We start from the raw sequence: 17128 nt of genomic DNA, 5'->3' as shown, positions 1-17128 counted from the left end.
TTTGCGGTGTTTGGTGGGGATTGGTCGGTCCTTTGAGATGCCTCTTTTGTGAAATGTTGGGGGAGTTTAAAGTGCGGTGGTGGCTTGAGATTTAAGGAAAAAAAATGAATTTGGAAAAATATAGCGAACGATTGCAAGGTTTTTTACAATCAGCACAAAGTGGTGCCCTCTCTTCTGATCATCAGCAGTTTTTGCCGGAGCATCTGTTGAAAGTGTTGTTAGACGATTCTCAAGGGTTGGCAGCATCACTGATCCAAAAAGCGGGTGGTGATCTTACTCTTATTCGAAAGGCGCTTAACGAAGCACTTGATGCTTTGCCTAAAGTACAAGGGGGAAATGGACAGCTCTATTTGTCTCAACCGTTGGCAAAAGTCTTTAACATGGCGGAAGATCTGGCGAAAAAAGCTGGTGATCAATTTGTGACTGTGGAGCGTGTGTTGCAAGCGCTGATCATGGAAAAGACCGCAAAAACTTCTGATATTCTCACAAGTGGAGGGTTGACAGCGCAAGCGCTTAATCAGGCTATCAATGATTTGCGAAAGGGGAAAACAGCAACAAGCCCCCATGCCGAAAGCCAATATGATGCTTTGCAAAAATATGCTCGTGATTTGACAAAAGATGCCCGCGAAGGAAAACTTGATCCTGTTATTGGGCGGGAAGAGGAAATCCGCCGCACTATTCAGGTGCTTTCACGGCGTACCAAAAATAATCCTGTGTTGATCGGTGAACCAGGGGTGGGGAAAACAGCTATTGTGGAAGGATTGGCATTGCGCATTGTTAATGGTGATGTGCCTGAAACTTTGCGTGATAAACAGCTTCATGCGCTCGATATGGGAGCACTTATCGCTGGTGCAAAGTATCGTGGGGAATTCGAAGAGCGCCTTAAAGCGGTGCTGGCAGAGGTACAAGCTGAAAATGGTCAAATTATTCTGTTTATCGATGAATTGCATAATCTCGTTGGTGCTGGAAAATCCGATGGTCCTATGGATGCTTCCAACTTGCTAAAACCTGCTCTCGCACGCGGAGAACTCCACTGTGTGGGGGCTACGACTTTGGATGAATATCGAAAGTATGTCGAAAAAGATGCTGCTCTTGCACGTCGCTTTCAGCCTGTCTTTGTGCCTGAACCTTCTTTAGAGGATACTATCTCTATTTTGCGCGGTATTAAAGAAAAATATGAACAACACCACAAAGTGCGCCTCGCAGATAGTGCTTTGATTGCGGCGGCGCGTTTGTCTAACCGTTATATTACGGATCGCTTCTTGCCTGATAAAGCTATTGATCTTATCGATGAAGCGGCTGCGCGGTTGCGGATGCAGGTCGATTCAAAACCGGAAGAACTCGATGCTCTTGATCGGCGTATTTTACAGTTGAAAATTGAACGTGAAGCTTTGAAAACAGACGTCGAGCCAACAGCAAAAGAACGTTTGAAAAATGTGCAGGAGGAACTGAAAACATTGGAACAACAGTCTGCTGAGATGACAACGGCTTGGCAGGCTGAAAAGCAAAAATTAGGACATGCGGCCGATTTGAAAAAACAACTCGAAGAAGCCCGCAATGCTTTGGCTATTGCACAACGTGATGGACAATTCCAAAAAGCTGGTGAGCTCGCTTATAGCGTTATCCCTGAACTCGAAAAACAATTGAGCATTGCTGAAAATGATGATCAACAAAATCATCTCGTTGAAGAGACGGTCACTGCTGAACATGTGGCACGGATTGTTTCACGCTGGACTGGTATTCCTGTTGATCGGATGCTGGAGGCAGAACGAGAGGCGCTGTTGCGGATGGAAGATGAAATTAGCAAACGTGTGATTGGTCAGGGAGAGGCTGTTCAAGCTGTTTCTCGCGCTGTACGCCGTGCGCGTGCGGGGTTGCAAGATCCCAATCGCCCGCTTGGCTCTTTCATGTTTTTGGGTCCTACTGGTGTGGGAAAAACCGAATTAACCAAAGCTCTTGCGGCTTTTCTTTTCCAAGACTCCAATGCCATGTTGCGCATCGATATGTCTGAATATATGGAAAAACATGCTGGTGCGCGGCTGATTGGGGCACCACCTGGATATGTCGGATATGAAGAAGGAGGCGTGCTGACCGAAGCCGTACGCAGAAGACCTTATCAGGTTATTCTGTTCGACGAAATTGAAAAAGCACATCCTGATATTTTTAATCTCTTGTTGCAAGTGCTCGATGAAGGACGTTTGACCGATAGTCAAGGACGTACCGTTGATTTTCGCAATACCTTGTTGATTATGACTTCTAATCTTGGTGCTGAATTTTTAACTGCTTTGTCTGAGGGACAAACAACCGATCAGGCAAAAAATGATGTCATGAATGTCGTCAAAGCGGCTTTTCGCCCTGAATTTTTAAACCGTATTGATGAGATTATTCTCTTTCAAAGATTGCAACGCCACGATATGGAAGCGATCGTCGATATTCAGATAGAACATTTGCAAAATTTGCTCAATGAACGCAAAATAACTTTGCAAATCGAGCCAGAGGTGAGAAAATTTCTTGCCGATAAGGGCTATGATCCTCTCTATGGTGCACGTCCGCTTAAACGGATTATCCAAAAAGAAATTCAAGACCCACTGGCGGAAAATATCTTATTTGGAAAAATTCACGATGAAACAACGGTGAAAATTACAAAACAAGGCGATCGGTTGGAATTTTTGCCTGAAGATTAAGTTTGGAGAAATTCACGCTATAAAGGGCGGTGATAATCCTATTATGTGATAAACACCGCTCTTTGAGGCGTGCTGATTTAGAAAATTCACGATGAGACAACGGTGTTTTATTGCAAAGCAAAGGGAGTGGTCGGTGTTTTTGCATGTTAAATGAGCGTTCTCGAATATCCTAGGATTCTTTTACTTCTGTTTGTAGTGAAAGCTATTTTCTTGCAATGTTATAAGTGAAGTCACAAGCGGGATTGCTTTATTGCTTTGTGCGTAAAAGCGTTAAAGAGAAATGCTGTTTATCCGCCGTAAAACATCGTTCTTTGAGGGGGTGTGGTGTGGGGGATTTTAGACGAAGATATTTTGACGATAGATTGGGAGTTCTTTTGCTGTTTAAGAAAAAGGTGGGGGATGCGTAAAATGTACTGCTCTCTCATTTTTTCGGTGATGTGCGTTTTTCTGCTTTAAAATTTTGCTAAAAGTTTTTTTAATTGTTTGATTGATTGCACTCTTGTCGGTGGTTAATAGAGGATGGAGCATGATTATCTTCACAATCAAGTTTGCTCCTTTGCCGTTTTTTAATCAAGACAAAGACTTAAAAAACAAGACCCATAACCTGTTTTTGGTTAAAATTTTCGCTATTCGTGTTACAAAGGCAAGTTTAAGTGGAGGTGTATATTAAAATATCATCTATATCTTAATTGAGTCTATTTTTATCAATAAACTATAATATGGTAAATATTAAGGTAAGAAAAACAGATAATGAAACTTTTTCAAGAACTTTAATAAAAACTGTATTGAAGTTTATTGATAAAAAGGATCATTTGAAATTTAAGCGGGGATGTAATCTCATGAAATTAGCTACAAACAAGGAAATAATTAACAGCTGGTTTGCAGAGGGAGTGAAGAGTTTCAATTGGCGTATTCCAGAAGGCTCAAAGGATTTCTATGAGGATAGGAAAGATTCGTTAATAAGTGATGCTGAGCTTCAACAGAAAATTTTGGACTCTTTAATACAGCGTATATCGTTAACACCGGATGATTCCAATCCATTAAAGATGTTTCTTGAACAAGGCTTTTCTTTTATGGAGGAGCAAGGGGGGAGAGTTTTTGATCCTATTAGAGGTGAGCATTCGATACCTGTTAAAAGTGGAGAAAGCGTTGATCAATTTAAAGTGAATGATCCAGAAATTGACGCATCATCTATACCGGACAAACGAGAAAATACCCATACATTTACGATGACGTGTGATCGAAGAGAGCGTGCTTTTAGAGACGAGTATGGGCTGGACAATCTTTTAGAAGAGATCAGATCGTCTGTCCGAGAGCAGGATAATATTAAGAGTTACAATTGGTTAGAAAAGCTTATTGATCGTGCATTAAACAGTGAAGTTGCACCGTTACAAGAAACACAAGAAATCTACATTCCAGACATTCGTGATCATCGTTTAGATGAAAAATCATATGAGCTCGCTATAAAAATCATTCGACGAGCAGTCAGCCGTCTTGGAGTTCACTCGCGTTTGTACAATGTTTGTTATTTTCAAAAAGCTTGTTCTTTGCGTGATCTTATATTCATTTTTGGCAGCAATGTTCAATTAGATATAAATGATCAAGTTTTTAACGAAGTCATGAATATGTCGACAGTTTATGGCGCTAAAAATAACCTTTTAAAAGTACAAGATTTTGGTGAGAAAAATAGCGATGTTATTGGTCTTGCTATGTCAAAAAAAGCGATATCTATAAATGACTTAAAAAGTACAGGGTATAGCGCTTTTGATCCAAGCAATTTGAGCACGAATATCTTTTTTCATATTTGCCAATCGTCATTATTTCGTCCGTTTGAAACAATGATTGTCTTTAAAGCAGGGACTGATGATCAGATTGAAAAAACAAGAGAAAGGTATGAAGGCGCCAATGACATGAAGTTAAAAGAAGAAGCAGAGAAAGAAGCTTTAAAAAGAGTAAAAGTGCTATAAAAAGATTAATAGAGGTATTCAAAAGTCATTGGAAAATTATAAGTGACAACAAAAATGCAACTGATTATTCTATCTGCCGTAAAACATTGCTCTTTGAAGGGGTGTGGGGAGCTGGTTTGAATTTGATTTAAGGGCGGGATATGAATGGAATAACGTTGATTGGTGCGCTGNAGTGGGGAGGAGATAGGGCTTGGCATGTGGTACTTGATGAAGTGCTGTCGTTTGAGGAGGGGTGATCTGAAGTGTGTGGGGGTGTTTNGTGGGGGCGGAATAGGAATGAACAGATTAGAGGGGGGGTAAGAGGCGGTGTTGTGAAGGGAGGATGCGTGAAGGATAGTGGGAGGAGATAGGGCTTGGTATGTGTACTTGATGAAGTGCTGTCGTTTGAGGGGTGGTGATCTGAAGTGTGTGGGGGTGTTTGATATATTAACGAATAATGTTGATCGTTGCGCTGTTGCTTAATCAGAAATCAGCCACAAGATTGCTTTTTGTTTTTTCGATTTGAGTTCTCTAAAGTTTTTTAAAAGGGTGTGTTCTTTTTCGCTGTATGTTTCTTGATTGTGGTGTAAGAGAGTTTCTTTTGTTGAAAGATCCTCTTTTGTGGCAAGGTCTGCGTAAAAAAAGCTTATAGGAACTTGTAGCTTTTGGGCGATTTCGAGTAAACATTTTGCGCTTACACGATTTAAGCCTTTTTCGTATTTTTGGATTTGTTGGAAACTGACACCTAAATAGCTTCCTAATTCTTTTTGGGAAACACCCATTGAAATTCTTCTATAGCGGATTCTTTTGCCTATCAAAATGTCGATAAAATGTGGATTTTTGGTTTGCACTTCAAGCCCCCCTCCGGTTGCGAGCGCCCTCGCATTGGTATTCCGGGAGTTAAAAACACTGACTTGACTCAGCTTTTTGCTTTTAGTGCTTATAGCACCTGGACATAGCAAAATCTCCCGGAATTCCGGGATACCCGCAAAGCGGGATAAATTTATGTGTCAAGTCTTCGGGTTTTTAATCCCTATTGATCATTGCGTGGACGATCAAAATTACACTTTAAGTGATAAAGTAATTTCAGGAGATTAGCAAGAAAAATCAATATGTCATAAAACGCCGTGATTTGGAGGGATGGTGATATCAGGTATATCAATTTATCAAGTGTTTTTTGTGAGAGGCTGTGGGGAATATTTAGGCTGGACTTCCTTGTCTTGTCTGATGAAACAGTCTCGTTTGAGGAAGGGTGATCTGAAGTGCGTGGGGGGGAGATTGGCTAGGTAAGAAGCTGGGTTGTAGAGCCTTGTTTACAGAATAGCGCGGGTGTTGGTGTGGAAATTTTATTTGGCTTTATTCTGTAATGACGTAAAAGCGTAAAAACGTATATTTGTGAAAAAGGAGTGGAGGATTTATGCATTGTGTATGCTTTTGTCATGGCATGGAATGTGGTGAGATAAATGGGGGAAGAGACTGTGAATGGATGGGGGAAGTTGGGATGAAGAGGCGGGTTGCATTGAAGAAAGAGGAGAGAGTGTGGGGGCGGAATAGGAATGAACAGATTAGAGGGGGGGTAAGAGGCGGTGTTGTGAAGGGAGGATGCGTGAAGGATAGTGGGGAGGAGATAGGGCTTGGTATGTGTACTTGATGAAGTGCTGTCGTTTGAGGGGTGGTGATCTGAAGTGTGTGGGGGTGCTGGATATATTAACGAATAATGTTGATCGTTGCGCTGTTGCTTAATCAGAAATCAGCCACAAGATTGCTTTTTGTTTTTTCGGCTGGAGTTCTCTAAAATTTTTCAAAAGGGTGTGTTCTTTTTCGCTATAGGTGTATTGATCGTGGTGTAAGAGAGTTTCTTTTGTAGGAATATTTTCTTTTGTGGCAAGGTCTGCGTAAAAAAAGCTTATAGGAACTTGTAGCTTTTGGGCGATTTCGAGTAAACATTTTGCGCTTACACGATTGAGGCCTTTTTCGTATTTTTGGATTTGTTGGAAACTGACACCTAAATAGCTTCCTAATTCTTTTTGGGAAACACCCATTGAAATTCTTCTATAGCGGATTCTTTTGCCTATCAAAATGTCGATAAAATGTGGATTTTTGGTTTGCACTTCAAGCCCCCCTCCGGTTGCGAGCGCCCTCGCATTGGTATTCCGGGAGTCTGAAAGTACTGAACCCTAGTCAGCTTTTTGCTTTTAGTGCTGAGAAGCACCTGGACATAGCAAAATCTCCCGGAATCCCGGGATACCCACAAGAGTGGGTTCAATTGTACGCTAGGGTTTAGGGCTTTCAGTTCCCTCTTGGTCGTTGCGTATACGACCAAAATTACACTTTAAGTGATAAAGTAATTTCAGAAGCTTGGCAAGAAAAATCAATATGTCATAAAACGCCGTTATTTGGAGGGATGGTGATATCAGGTATATCAATTTATCAAGTGTTTTTTAGAGTGTGTGGGGAATATTTAGGCTGGACTTCCTTGTCTTGTCTGATGAAACAGTCTCGTTTGAGGAGGGGTGATCTGAAGTGCGTGGGGGGGAGATTGGCTAGGTAAGAAGCTGGGTTGTAGAGCCTTGTTTTCAGAATAGCGCGGGTGTTGGTGTGGAAATTTTATTTGGCTTTATTCTGTAATGACGTAAAAGCGTAAAAACGTATATTTGTGAAAAAGGAGTGGAGGATTTATGCATTGTGTATGCTTTTGTCATGGCATGGAATGTGGTGAGATAAATGGGGGAAGAGACTGTGAATGGATGGGGAGTTGGGATGAAGAGGCGGGTTGCATTGAAGAAAGAGGAGAGAGTGTGGGGGCGGAATAGGAATGAACAGATTAGAGGGGGGGTAAGAGGCGGTGTTGTGAAGGGAGGATGCGTGAAGGATAGTGGGAGGAGATAGGGCTTGGTATGTGTACTTGATGAAGTGCTGTCGTTTGAGGGGTGGTGATCTGAAGTGTGTGGGGGTGTTTGATATATTAACGAATAATGTTGATCGTTGCGCTGTTGCTTAATCAGAAATCAGCCACAAGATTGCTTTTTGTTTTTTCGATTTGAGTTCTCTAAAGTTTTTTAAAAGGGTGTGTTCTTTTTCGCTGTATGTTTCTTGATTGTGGTGTAAGAGAGTTTCTTTTGTTGAAAGATCCTCTTTTGTGGCAAGGTCTGCGTAAAAAAAGCTTATAGGAACTTGTAGCTTTTGGGCGATTTCGAGTAAACATTTTGCGCTTACACGATTTAAGCCTTTTTCGTATTTTTGGATTTGTTGGAAACTGACACCTAAATAGCTTCCTAATTCTTTTTGGGAAACACCCATTGAAATTCTTCTATAGCGGATTCTTTTGCCTATCAAAATGTCGATAAAATGTGGATTTTTGGTTTGCACTTCAAGCCCCCCTCCGGTTGCGAGCGCCCTCGCATTGGTATTCCGGGAGTTAAAAACACTGACTTGACTCAGCTTTTTGCTTTTAGTGCTTATNCGATAAAATGTGGATTTTTGGTTTGCACTTCAAGCCCCCCTCCGGTTGCGAGCGCCCTCGCATTGGTATTCCGGGAGTTAAAGGTACTGAATCCGAGTCAGCTTTTTGCTTTTAGTGCTGAGAAGCACCTGGACATAGCAAAATCTCCCGGAATTCCGGGATACCCGCAAAGCGGGATAAATTTATGTGTCAAGTCTTCGGGTTTTTAATCCCTATTGATCATTGCGTGGACGATCAAAATTACACTTTAAGTGATAAAGTAATTTCAGGAGATTAGCAAGAAAAATCAATATGTCATAAAACGCCGTGATTTGGAGGGATGGTGATATCAGGTATATCAATTTATCAAGTGTTTTTTGTGAGAGGCTGTGGGGAATATTTAGGCTGGACTTCCTTGTCTTGTCTGATGAAACAGTCTCGTTTGAGGAAGGGTGATCTGAAGTGCGTGGGGGGGAGATTGGCTAGGTAAGAAGCTGGGTTGTAGAGCCTTGTTTANGTGGACGATCAAAATTACACTTTAAGTGATAAAGTAATTTCAGGAGATTAGCAAGAAAAATCAATATGTCATAAAACGCCGTTATTTGGAGGGATGGTGATATCAGGTATATCAATTTATCAAGTGTTTTTTAGAGTGTGTGGTGAATATTTTAGACTGGATTTCCTTGTTTTGTCTGATGCAACAGTCTCGTTTGAGGAAGGGTGATCTGAAGTGCGGGGGGGGGGGGAGATTGGCTAGGTAAGAAACTGGGTTGTCGAGCATTGTTTTCAGAATAGCGCGGGTGTTGGTGTGGAAATTTTATTTGGCTTTATTCTGTAATGACGTAAAAGCGTGAAAACGGAAATGTGCAAAAAAGGAAGGGCTTTATGTTGTTAGGGGCGTTGTGGTTAATGATACGGAATGTATAGGGATCGTGTTCTCAAAAGTGGGGAGAGCAACATAAAGAGGGTGGCTTAGATGAAGTGTGTGGAGGAAAAATGAGTCAGGCTGGAAGGGAAAATGCATAGAGTGGGGCTGTGGAGCATATCGTGGATGGGTGTGGGAAGAATGAAGGATGTTTTTGAAAAAAGGAGGGGGCTTCTGGATGGGGGAGAGGTGTTTGCATTTATCTAAATGGCGCATGTTTAGGGTGTGGAAGGTGAGGAAAAGTTGGAGGGATGATGATTGTTTGTAAGTCGTGGAGGATAGTCAGAGGCGTTGGGAAAATGCTTGAGGGAGAGAAAATTTAGCGTAATTTCTCGTCACTCTGAAACCAATATAATTATAAAAATTGGAGGAAATGGGCAGGTAAAATTGGTGGAGAGAAAGTTTTGAGTCTCAATGTGTGTGTGGTGATGTTTTTTGAGAACATGAGAGACTAAACTTGAAAAACCTTTCCCTTTTTGTTGAATTTTTATTCACAAACTTAAGAAAATAGGATATGAACGCTGGAAATAACGCACAGCTTAACAAAAATGTGCACTGTAAAGGAAATGTTTGTTTATGTCAAAAGAAGAAGTTTTAGAATTTTCTGGTATCGTTACTGAACTCTTACCTAACGCAATGTTTCGCGTGAAATTGGAAAATGATCATGAAATTATTGCGCATACTGCTGGTAGAATGCGGAAAAATCGTATTCGAGTGTTGGCAGGTGATAAAATCATGGTGGAAATGACACCTTATGATTTGACAAAAGGGCGCATTACATATCGCTATAAGTAGCCTAATGGGTGGCTTGCTCTTCTTTCTAAAAGCCATCATATTATTTCTATTATTTTTCAGCAGTTCTTTAGCTTGCTTTTCATGAGTGAAAAAAGGTGAGTGTTTGAATGCCCTTGAAAAACTGTAAATTAATGCGGAAAAAGGATAAGGAGACCAATAGCGCTTAAAATGGGGCACTTAAAAGGGGGCGCGAGGGAAGTCGATTGTGAAGGGGTGGAAATGAAAAATATAAGAGAGTGGGGGAAAAAACGTTTGGCAGATACTCTTACAGAAGAAATTCATTTGGTGCTTGCTTCCGCTTCGCCAAGGCGTTTGGCACTCTTAGCACAAATAGGGATTGATCCTCAGCAAGTTTGTGCAAGCGATATTGATGAAACGCCAAAATTAAAAGAACATCCTGCAAATCTTGCTAAACGTTTGGCAAAAGAAAAAGCGCTGAAAGCCCAAGAAATTTTGCGCTGGTATAATCAGAATGGTCAAGAAGAGTTGCAGAATGGTCAAGAAGAATTATCTGAACAGAAAATGGTTATCTTGGCCGCTGATACGGTGGTGGCTGTGGGGCGCACCATTCTCCCCAAACCAGAGGGTGAAGATGAGGCTTATGAATGTTTACGATACCTTTCAGGACGGGCGCATAAGGTCTATGGCGCCGTTTGTGCGCTCAATGAACGTGGAAAAATAACCGTAAAATTGGTTGAAAGTCGTGTTCGTTTTAGACGCTTAACCTCTTCCGTGATGAAGGCTTACCTTGCTTCTGGTGAATGGCAAGGGAAAGCTGGTGGATACGCTATCCAAGGAAAAGCAGGGGCTTTTGTTGTCTATATTACGGGTTCTTATTCCAATGTTGTGGGATTGCCTTTGGCTGAAACTGTCGATCTTTTGACCGCTTATCACTATCCAGTTTTTACTCATTGGGCTGAATAAACGCATTAGAAAAACTTTAAGGCAAGATCAATGCAAGGTGAAAAGCAACAAAAAGAGAAAAGCAAAAATAAAAAAAAGGATCAGAAGAAAAATTAATGAAGGAGAAGATGACAAAGGTGCGCCAAGAAAAAAAAGAGCTAAATTTGCAAAAAGAGACTCGTCCTCCGCATCCTTGTCCGATTTGTGGTCAAATGTCACAACAAAATGCTTATCCTTTTTGTTCCACACGATGCCGAGCCATTGATCTTAATCGTTGGCTTTCAGGCGCTTATATTTTACCACCCCCGCCGCAGAAAAGTGATGAAGAAGAATAAAGGGGGTATTCCTCTTGAGAAGAGAATGCTCAGAGCGTTTTTTGTGTTGGAGCTGAGGGGGGTAGGTGCGCGGGATTATCGTAAATAGATTCAAGGGCTGGATTAACGGCTTGTTTATTGTCGTCATTCGCAGAGACGCAGATTAAGTTCAATCAATGGTGGAACTTTTAATACATATCTAAGACGTATCATCAGTGGTTTTGTTATCATTGATAATTATAAATTGCTTTGTTACAGGAAGGTCGATGATGCCTTTAGGGTGCAGGTAAGAATTGATAATTTAATCAGTATGGCTAACGAAAAAGGAGGGGGCGTGTTTTGGTGCAAAGAGACGGGGCAATAAATAGTCGCTTGTTGGTGCCTTTGCTGGTAATGGCATGGTGTCATTTGGGGGCTGGATTGATTATATCGTGATTTTGACCGTATCTGTGTTCACCTAGAAAGCTGATCAATATGATGTCGCTTTTATTGGAGCCGCAACATTATGACCTAGTATCGTTCTGTCTAAGCCAATTGGAATGTTGGTAAGTCATCATTTAGAGATTTTTTTGATATTGTTTCCAAATTTGGATTACCTAGTCAAAATAATGGTTTAAATTTGTCTGTTAAACTAACAAGATCGCGTAACAATAATAGATCATATTACATAATGAAAATTCATGGAGTTGGTAATGAGGTTTGATGTCAACATAAAAATTAAAGCTATTTTTACAGAGAAAAATAGCAATGAAACTTTTATTTTTAAAAACAATAAACTTTTAAATAAATGTTTTGATAAAGCTAAATTTATTGATTTATTAAGAGATAAAATGGGAAATAATATTATGTCTACATTAGAATCATAAATAAATAAGCCCTCTGCGGGAACAGAGGGCTTCAATAGCGGAGGAAAATTTCCCAACATTGGGGAAAACAATGTCAAAAAAATCTAACTTACAAAATTTAAAACGACGTATAAATTATGCAAATTCGCACCTTAGTACTTCATTAGGTACTGAAATAATGAATGAATTCAAACCTTCAGAGCCTCTTAATACTAAGAACATTGCGAAAATTAGCAGAGAACTAAAGAAATGGCAAGCAGAAAAGAAATTTAAAAAGAAAAAAGAAAATTTTTTTATTATACTTTATAACTTTAATGAAAATATGACTAATAATGCGTTTAAATTTAATGTATTACCTAAAAATGAAAATCAATTAAAACATTATATGATACATTGGTTGCGAACATCGTTGTTGTTACGAGCCCGGCTTATGTACTGTCGTTTTATTGATGGCGATGAGTCTGCAAGGATTTATTATAATTGGCAGTTATTTAAGTGATATTCAATAGTCTAGTCATTCCAGCAACTTCCGTTCTCAGTGCAAATTCTGTGCCTGAAAAAGAACGTACTCGTTGCTATTGTGTATTTAACATGATCAATAGCATGGCGAAGATGAGAGGACTTGCTTTGGGGAGTACGCTCTCTGCGTGTTTTTATCAGATACATATACTTTATTGTTTTCTGGATTTCTGACATTGCTAGGCTTTATGGTGTTTTGTTGTCTTTGTGCACAACCTGTTTCGTCACTCATGATAAAAACAGCGAACACCATGAAATTACAGCATAGGCTTTATAGGACAACTTGGTATGCCTATGTGGCGGTGATGTTTGTGTATTTTACCATGATCTTTAGGTGAATAATCAGTTTCCTGTCATCCTGAATGCACTGAAAATGAATAAACAGGCTCTTTTGATGTTGGTATCTGCTTCAGCGATTGGTAATTTTCATATGGATTTTGGCGTGTGCAACAATCAAAGCATAAACCCCTTATGGGCAAAATATCAGAGTTGTTAATGCCTGCAATGTCAACAATGGTTTGTTTTATAATGATTTCAGTGTGCTTTTTTTACTTGGATTTACTCCGTATCCAGACTTTGTTTTTCTGTTTTTTTCTCATCGGAATGGTGAGTGCCTACTTTTCCATATCGTCTAACTGTTTATCTGGTCACCAATTTCAATGAACAGATTGGGTTGGCTTCTGGATGGGTGTGCAGTCTATACAAAATTTAGCTATGTTGCTGGCTCCCTTTGTTGGAGCGTTTGTTTTAGGTCACACTTCGGCTGGGCAGTTGTTCCTTTTTTCTGGATTGTGTGGATTATTCTGTTTATTGGCGATCAGGATATTGGTGAACCGTTCTTTGGCAATTGTTCGTTCTAAATGATTGGCTCATCAACAAAACAAGTATTTTAACTCATTTTTCTGAGATTCAGGGGGCGCGGGAATACCCCAACATAGGGCAGCTTTTTCAACGTTATAAGCTTAATCTTTGATTTTTACTGAACCACTCATATGTTTGTTTTTTCGGGTGTTTGTCTCCTTGATACTGTTCTACCGTCTCGTAAACTCCAATCGGGGGCATGGTTTTGAGTAACGATTGCACTGTATTGAACCCCTTTATGCCACGAATAGTCAAGTTTTAACCCCCAGCCGCTGATCCTCAGTCAGCTTGACTTAAAGCGATAACGGAAACAGAAAACGGAGCTATAGCGTGAATTATCCTATATGCCGTAAAACACCGGTATTTGAGAGGGGGGTGATATCAGGTATGGCAAACTTTAGGCAGGGGGAGGATATATTGATGGGTGCGCTTTTGCTTAATCAGAAATCAGCCACAAGATTGCTTTTTGTTTTTTCGCTTTGAGTTCTCTAAAGTTTTTCAAAAGGGACTGTTCTTTTTCGTTATAGGTTTTTTGATTACAGTGTGAGGTATTTTCTTGTGTAGGAAGTTCTTCTTTTGTAGCAAGGTCTGCATAAAAAAAGGTAATGGGAACTGCTAGTTTTTGGGCAATTTTGAGTAAACATCCTGCGCTTACACGATTGAACCCTTTTTCGTATTTTTGGATTTGTTGGAAACTGACACCTAAATGGCTTCCTCATTCTTTTTGAGAAAGTCCCATTGCGATGCGTCTATGACGGATTCTTTTGCCTATCAAAATGTCGATAAAATTTGGATTTTTGGTTTGCACTTCAAGACCCCCTCCGGTTGCGAGCGCCCTCGCATTGGTATTCCGGGAGTCTAAAAGTACTGAATCCGAGTCAGTTTTTTTGCTTTTAGTGCTTGTGGCACCTGGACATAGCAAAAACTCCCGGAATTCCGGGACACCCACAAAAGTGAGTTCAATTGTACGCTCGGATTTAGGGCTTTTAGTTCCCTGTTGATCGCTGCGTAGACGATCAAAATTACACTTTAAGTGATAAAGTAGTTTCAGGAAATTGGCAAGAAAAATTAAAACATTTAGAAAATGAAAATATTTTTTTGATCTCAAGAATTACCCTGTTATGCTGTGAAAAAATGCTTTTTGAGGTTGATATTAGGCATATCAATTTCTACCTTTAAATATTTTTTTGCGCGTGTGTGTTGAATATTTTAGGCTGAATTTCCTTGTTCGGTCTGATGAAACAGTCTCGTTTGAGGGGTGGATGATAATTATACGAAGTGATCAGTAGCCCTCCTAGATAAGAAGCTGGATTGTTTACAGAACAGTGTTTACAAAGCGGTGTGCGGAGTGGTGGTTTAGAAGTTTCGTTTGGCTGCATTCTGTAAAGATGTAAAAGCGTAAAAATGTGAATCTGTAAAAGTGAAGCGGAGAACTTATGGATTTATGTGGTGTGCGTGTTTTTGGTCACGTTGGGCTTTTGTATGGCATGGAATGTGGTGATAGGATTGGGGGGTGGTGAAGAGACTGTGTATGGAGGGGGAAAGGGGGATGAAGAGGGGTGTTAAGTCGTGCTGTGTGTGATGGGAGAGAAAAAGGGGGAATGGAGGAGGGAGAGAGTGCGCATGGTTAGAGAGTATGGATAAGAGGCGGTGGTGCAAAGGGATGCGTGAAGGATGGCGGTTTAAGGAGATAGGGCTTATCTTGTTGAGCCTGATGAAGTATTCTCGTTTGAGAAGGGTAGTCTGAAGATTGTGGGGAGGGGATTGGTTGGATTGTTTATAGAACAGTGTGGGGTGGTGATGTGGAAAATTTATTTGGCTTACATTCTGTAAAGATGTAAAAGCGTGAAAATGTAAATCTGTAAAATGATGCGGAGGACTTATGGATTTATGTATTGTGCGTGTTTTTTGTCATGTTGGGCTTTTATCATGGCGTGGAATGTGGTGACAGGATTGGGGGGAAGTGTCTTCGTGAATGGAGGAGAAAGCTGGGAGGAAGAGGGGTGTTAAGTTGTTAAGTGTATAATGGGGGAAAAAAGGGGGAATAGAAGATGGAGAGAGTGCGTATGGATAGGTTAGGAGAGTGTGGATAAGAGGGTTGGGTGGTGCGAAGGGAAGAAGGGAGGGCGTGTGAGGAGTAGATATCCCCCTGGGATGGAGAAAGAATGAAAGGGGGTGGGGATAAGCTTGCTGTGGAATTAAGTTGTGAAGTGTTTTGTTTTTATCAAATTATCGCGTGGTATTTGGGAAATTTCATTCGTTGCTTTAGGGTAGAGCTTCACAATTGTTTCAAAAACACATAAAACAGCTAATGATGAGAGTAAATATCGCCCCCCAAAAAAACAATATCGGTATAAATTGGTAGACAGTGGGAAAAGTCGGCATCTAAATGCCCAGTAAAAAAACAAATATTCAAATAATAATTACTCTTCGATCACGTGATAATTTCAATGTTATGGGGATAAAAAATATCATTTTTATTGCTTGGAAAGTCATCCAATGTCTGTGCTTCTTTAATGATAAATCTGTCTTAAATAATATGTATTACAGAAAATCATGAAAATAAGTATAAATATAGTAAATATATACTACATGCTTTACATGTGTTTTGTGTACTTTTAACATATATATTTTGTGTGTTAAGCATAAGCTTTGAGTACTATGAGAGATGGTGGTCGTTTTTTTAACAAGTGAGAAAGTGATTAACTAATGCTTGATAGTAAAGCAATATGTTGTTAGTGCTACTCTTAGAAAGGATGCTCTTATTTCTGGTGTAGGAGCTTCTCAAGAGAGGATGCAATTAATAGGGGAGTTAAGATGTCAAAATATTTATTTCCGTTGCCTCTTGTCTTGGTGGCTGGTTGTGCATCTATGGGTAATTATTCATCAAGTTATGTCAGTCCAAATATTACGAAAGATGATGTAAAATTAATTGCTAACGATTTTGTTCGGAATCTTAAAAAACCTTTACCGCCCGCTACAATAACACTTATTGTGAAAAAAAATAAAACAGAAGACAACTTTACTCCTGTATTTATTGATCTCTTGCGACGGAATGGATATAACGTGATCTATACAGACCAACCAAACAAACAGCAAAATGGTGTAATCTTGACTTATCAAATAACGCCAATAAATACAGGTATCCTGTCTATGGTTTCTTATGATGAGGTTGGAGTAACCCGTTATTATTTCCGTACTTATAATAGATGAAACCCCTTTGCCGGTTTGTCTCAAAGAAGTAGATAATGAAGAAATGTGTTTCAGGGGAAATGTTGGGATTGAATTAATCAATAAAAATTTACATATGTAATATTACATATTCAGTCGACAATTATCCGTCGTCTTGTTTACAATTTCAGTATTGTAATGAAAAAAGGTGTCGTTTTATCGGTTCGCAATTCTTCATGTTCTGCCTCAGTTATGTAGCGCTTTTATCGTTTCTGTCTTATAGAAAATTACTTTCTGTCCTACGGCTCTATATGCCAATTTAGTAGTCAGATCTGATCACTCAAATTCATATAAAATCTTTACAGAAATCTGTTGTTTGAGATTGTTGGAAAGGTGTTTTGTTTTTATCAAATTATCGCGTGGTATTTGGGAAATTTCATTTGGCTGCGTTCTGTAAAGATGTAAAAGCGTGAAAATGTGAATCTATAAAATGATGCGGAGGATTTGTGCTTTGTGTATGCTTTTATCATGGCGTGGAATGTGGTTAGAGAACTAGGGGGACGTATTTGTGAATGGAGCGGGAAAACGCTGGGATGAAGAGTGTTGTTGAAGTGCGTTGGCTGGAGAAGAGTGTGTGGGGAATATTTTAGGGCAGGGCTTATTTGTCTTGTCTGATGAAACAGCATTCTTTAAGGTGTCGTGATAACCATATGAAATAATCAG

13 protein-coding genes and 1 pseudogene are annotated in these 17128 nt (G+C 39.9%); 10 read left to right on the top strand and 4 right to left on the bottom strand.

Features of this window, described 5'->3' with window-relative positions; translation table 11 throughout:
* The first annotated feature begins 104 nt into the window (after positions 1-104).
* Both clpB and ACFIJ0_RS00380 read left to right on the top strand, forming a co-directional pair.
* A complete protein-coding gene (clpB, locus tag ACFIJ0_RS00385) occupies positions 105-2684 on the top strand; it encodes an ATP-dependent chaperone ClpB (protein ID WP_375622482.1) in 2580 nt (859 codons plus the stop codon).
* Positions 2685-3523: 839 nt separating this feature from the next.
* Positions 3524-4651 carry a hypothetical protein gene (locus tag ACFIJ0_RS00380; RefSeq protein ID WP_375622484.1) on the top strand — a complete coding sequence of 376 codons (1128 nt, stop codon included), beginning with the start codon at positions 3524-3526 and terminating at the stop codon, positions 4649-4651.
* A gap of 458 nt (positions 4652-5109) precedes the next feature.
* Here ACFIJ0_RS00380 and ACFIJ0_RS00375 read toward each other — a convergent pair whose 3' ends face one another.
* On the bottom strand, positions 5110-5481 hold the full coding sequence (locus ACFIJ0_RS00375; protein WP_375622486.1) for a helix-turn-helix domain-containing protein: 372 nt from the start codon (positions 5479-5481) through the stop codon (positions 5110-5112).
* Positions 5482-6047: 566 nt separating this feature from the next.
* On the opposite strand from ACFIJ0_RS00375, the gene ACFIJ0_RS00370 reads away from it, so the two are divergent.
* Positions 6048-6281, top strand: coding sequence for a hypothetical protein (locus ACFIJ0_RS00370; RefSeq protein ID WP_375661355.1), 234 nt, complete (start codon positions 6048-6050; stop codon positions 6279-6281).
* Positions 6282-6369: 88 nt separating this feature from the next.
* Here the strand turns inward: ACFIJ0_RS00370 and ACFIJ0_RS00365 are convergent, their stop codons facing one another.
* Complete coding sequence (locus ACFIJ0_RS00365) at positions 6370-6741, bottom strand: helix-turn-helix domain-containing protein (protein WP_375661353.1); 372 nt, start codon at positions 6739-6741, stop codon at positions 6370-6372.
* A gap of 567 nt (positions 6742-7308) precedes the next feature.
* Between ACFIJ0_RS00365 and ACFIJ0_RS00360 the strand changes: the two genes are divergently transcribed.
* Positions 7309-7443 carry a hypothetical protein gene (locus ACFIJ0_RS00360; RefSeq protein ID WP_375661351.1) on the top strand — a complete coding sequence of 45 codons (135 nt, stop codon included), beginning with the start codon at positions 7309-7311 and terminating at the stop codon, positions 7441-7443.
* 184 nt (positions 7444-7627) lie between these two features.
* Here the strand turns inward: ACFIJ0_RS00360 and ACFIJ0_RS00355 are convergent, their stop codons facing one another.
* Positions 7628-7999, bottom strand: coding sequence for a helix-turn-helix domain-containing protein (locus ACFIJ0_RS00355; protein WP_375622486.1), 372 nt, complete (start codon positions 7997-7999; stop codon positions 7628-7630).
* 1574 nt (positions 8000-9573) lie between these two features.
* Here ACFIJ0_RS00355 and infA point away from each other — a divergent pair.
* The 5 genes from infA to ACFIJ0_RS00330 all read left to right on the top strand — a co-directional run bounded on the left by infA (position 9574) and on the right by ACFIJ0_RS00330 (position 12353).
* Entirely contained in the window at positions 9574-9792 is a 219-nt protein-coding gene (infA, locus tag ACFIJ0_RS00350; protein ID WP_004857577.1) for a translation initiation factor IF-1, read from the top strand.
* Between the two features lie 219 nt (positions 9793-10011).
* On the top strand, positions 10012-10716 hold the full coding sequence (locus tag ACFIJ0_RS00345; RefSeq protein ID WP_375622488.1) for a Maf family nucleotide pyrophosphatase: 705 nt from the start codon (positions 10012-10014) through the stop codon (positions 10714-10716).
* A gap of 107 nt (positions 10717-10823) precedes the next feature.
* On the top strand, positions 10824-11030 hold the full coding sequence (gene yacG, locus ACFIJ0_RS00340; RefSeq protein ID WP_375622490.1) for a DNA gyrase inhibitor YacG: 207 nt from the start codon (positions 10824-10826) through the stop codon (positions 11028-11030).
* Between the two features lie 671 nt (positions 11031-11701).
* The gene (locus tag ACFIJ0_RS00335) at positions 11702-11875 is read left to right on the top strand and encodes a hypothetical protein (protein ID WP_375643940.1); all 174 of its coding nucleotides are present in this window, start codon (positions 11702-11704) and stop codon (positions 11873-11875) included.
* Positions 11876-11945: 70 nt separating this feature from the next.
* Entirely contained in the window at positions 11946-12353 is a 408-nt protein-coding gene (locus tag ACFIJ0_RS00330; RefSeq protein WP_375643939.1) for a hypothetical protein, read from the top strand.
* A gap of 1317 nt (positions 12354-13670) precedes the next feature.
* On the opposite strand, the pseudogene ACFIJ0_RS00325 reads toward ACFIJ0_RS00330, so the two are convergent.
* Positions 13671-14042 (bottom strand): annotated as a pseudogene (locus ACFIJ0_RS00325) (helix-turn-helix domain-containing protein).
* Between the two features lie 2009 nt (positions 14043-16051).
* Between ACFIJ0_RS00325 and ACFIJ0_RS00320 the strand changes: the two are divergent.
* The gene (locus tag ACFIJ0_RS00320; RefSeq protein ID WP_375622493.1) at positions 16052-16447 is read left to right on the top strand and encodes a hypothetical protein; all 396 of its coding nucleotides are present in this window, start codon (positions 16052-16054) and stop codon (positions 16445-16447) included.
* The last annotated feature ends 681 nt before the right edge of the window (positions 16448-17128 follow it).

The sequence above is a fragment of the Bartonella sp. OC68QHHN genome (genome assembly GCF_042193875.1).
GTDB classification, from domain to species: domain Bacteria; phylum Pseudomonadota; class Alphaproteobacteria; order Rhizobiales; family Rhizobiaceae; genus Bartonella; species Bartonella grahamii_A.
This window is presented reverse-complemented; position numbering and strand designations above follow the sequence as displayed.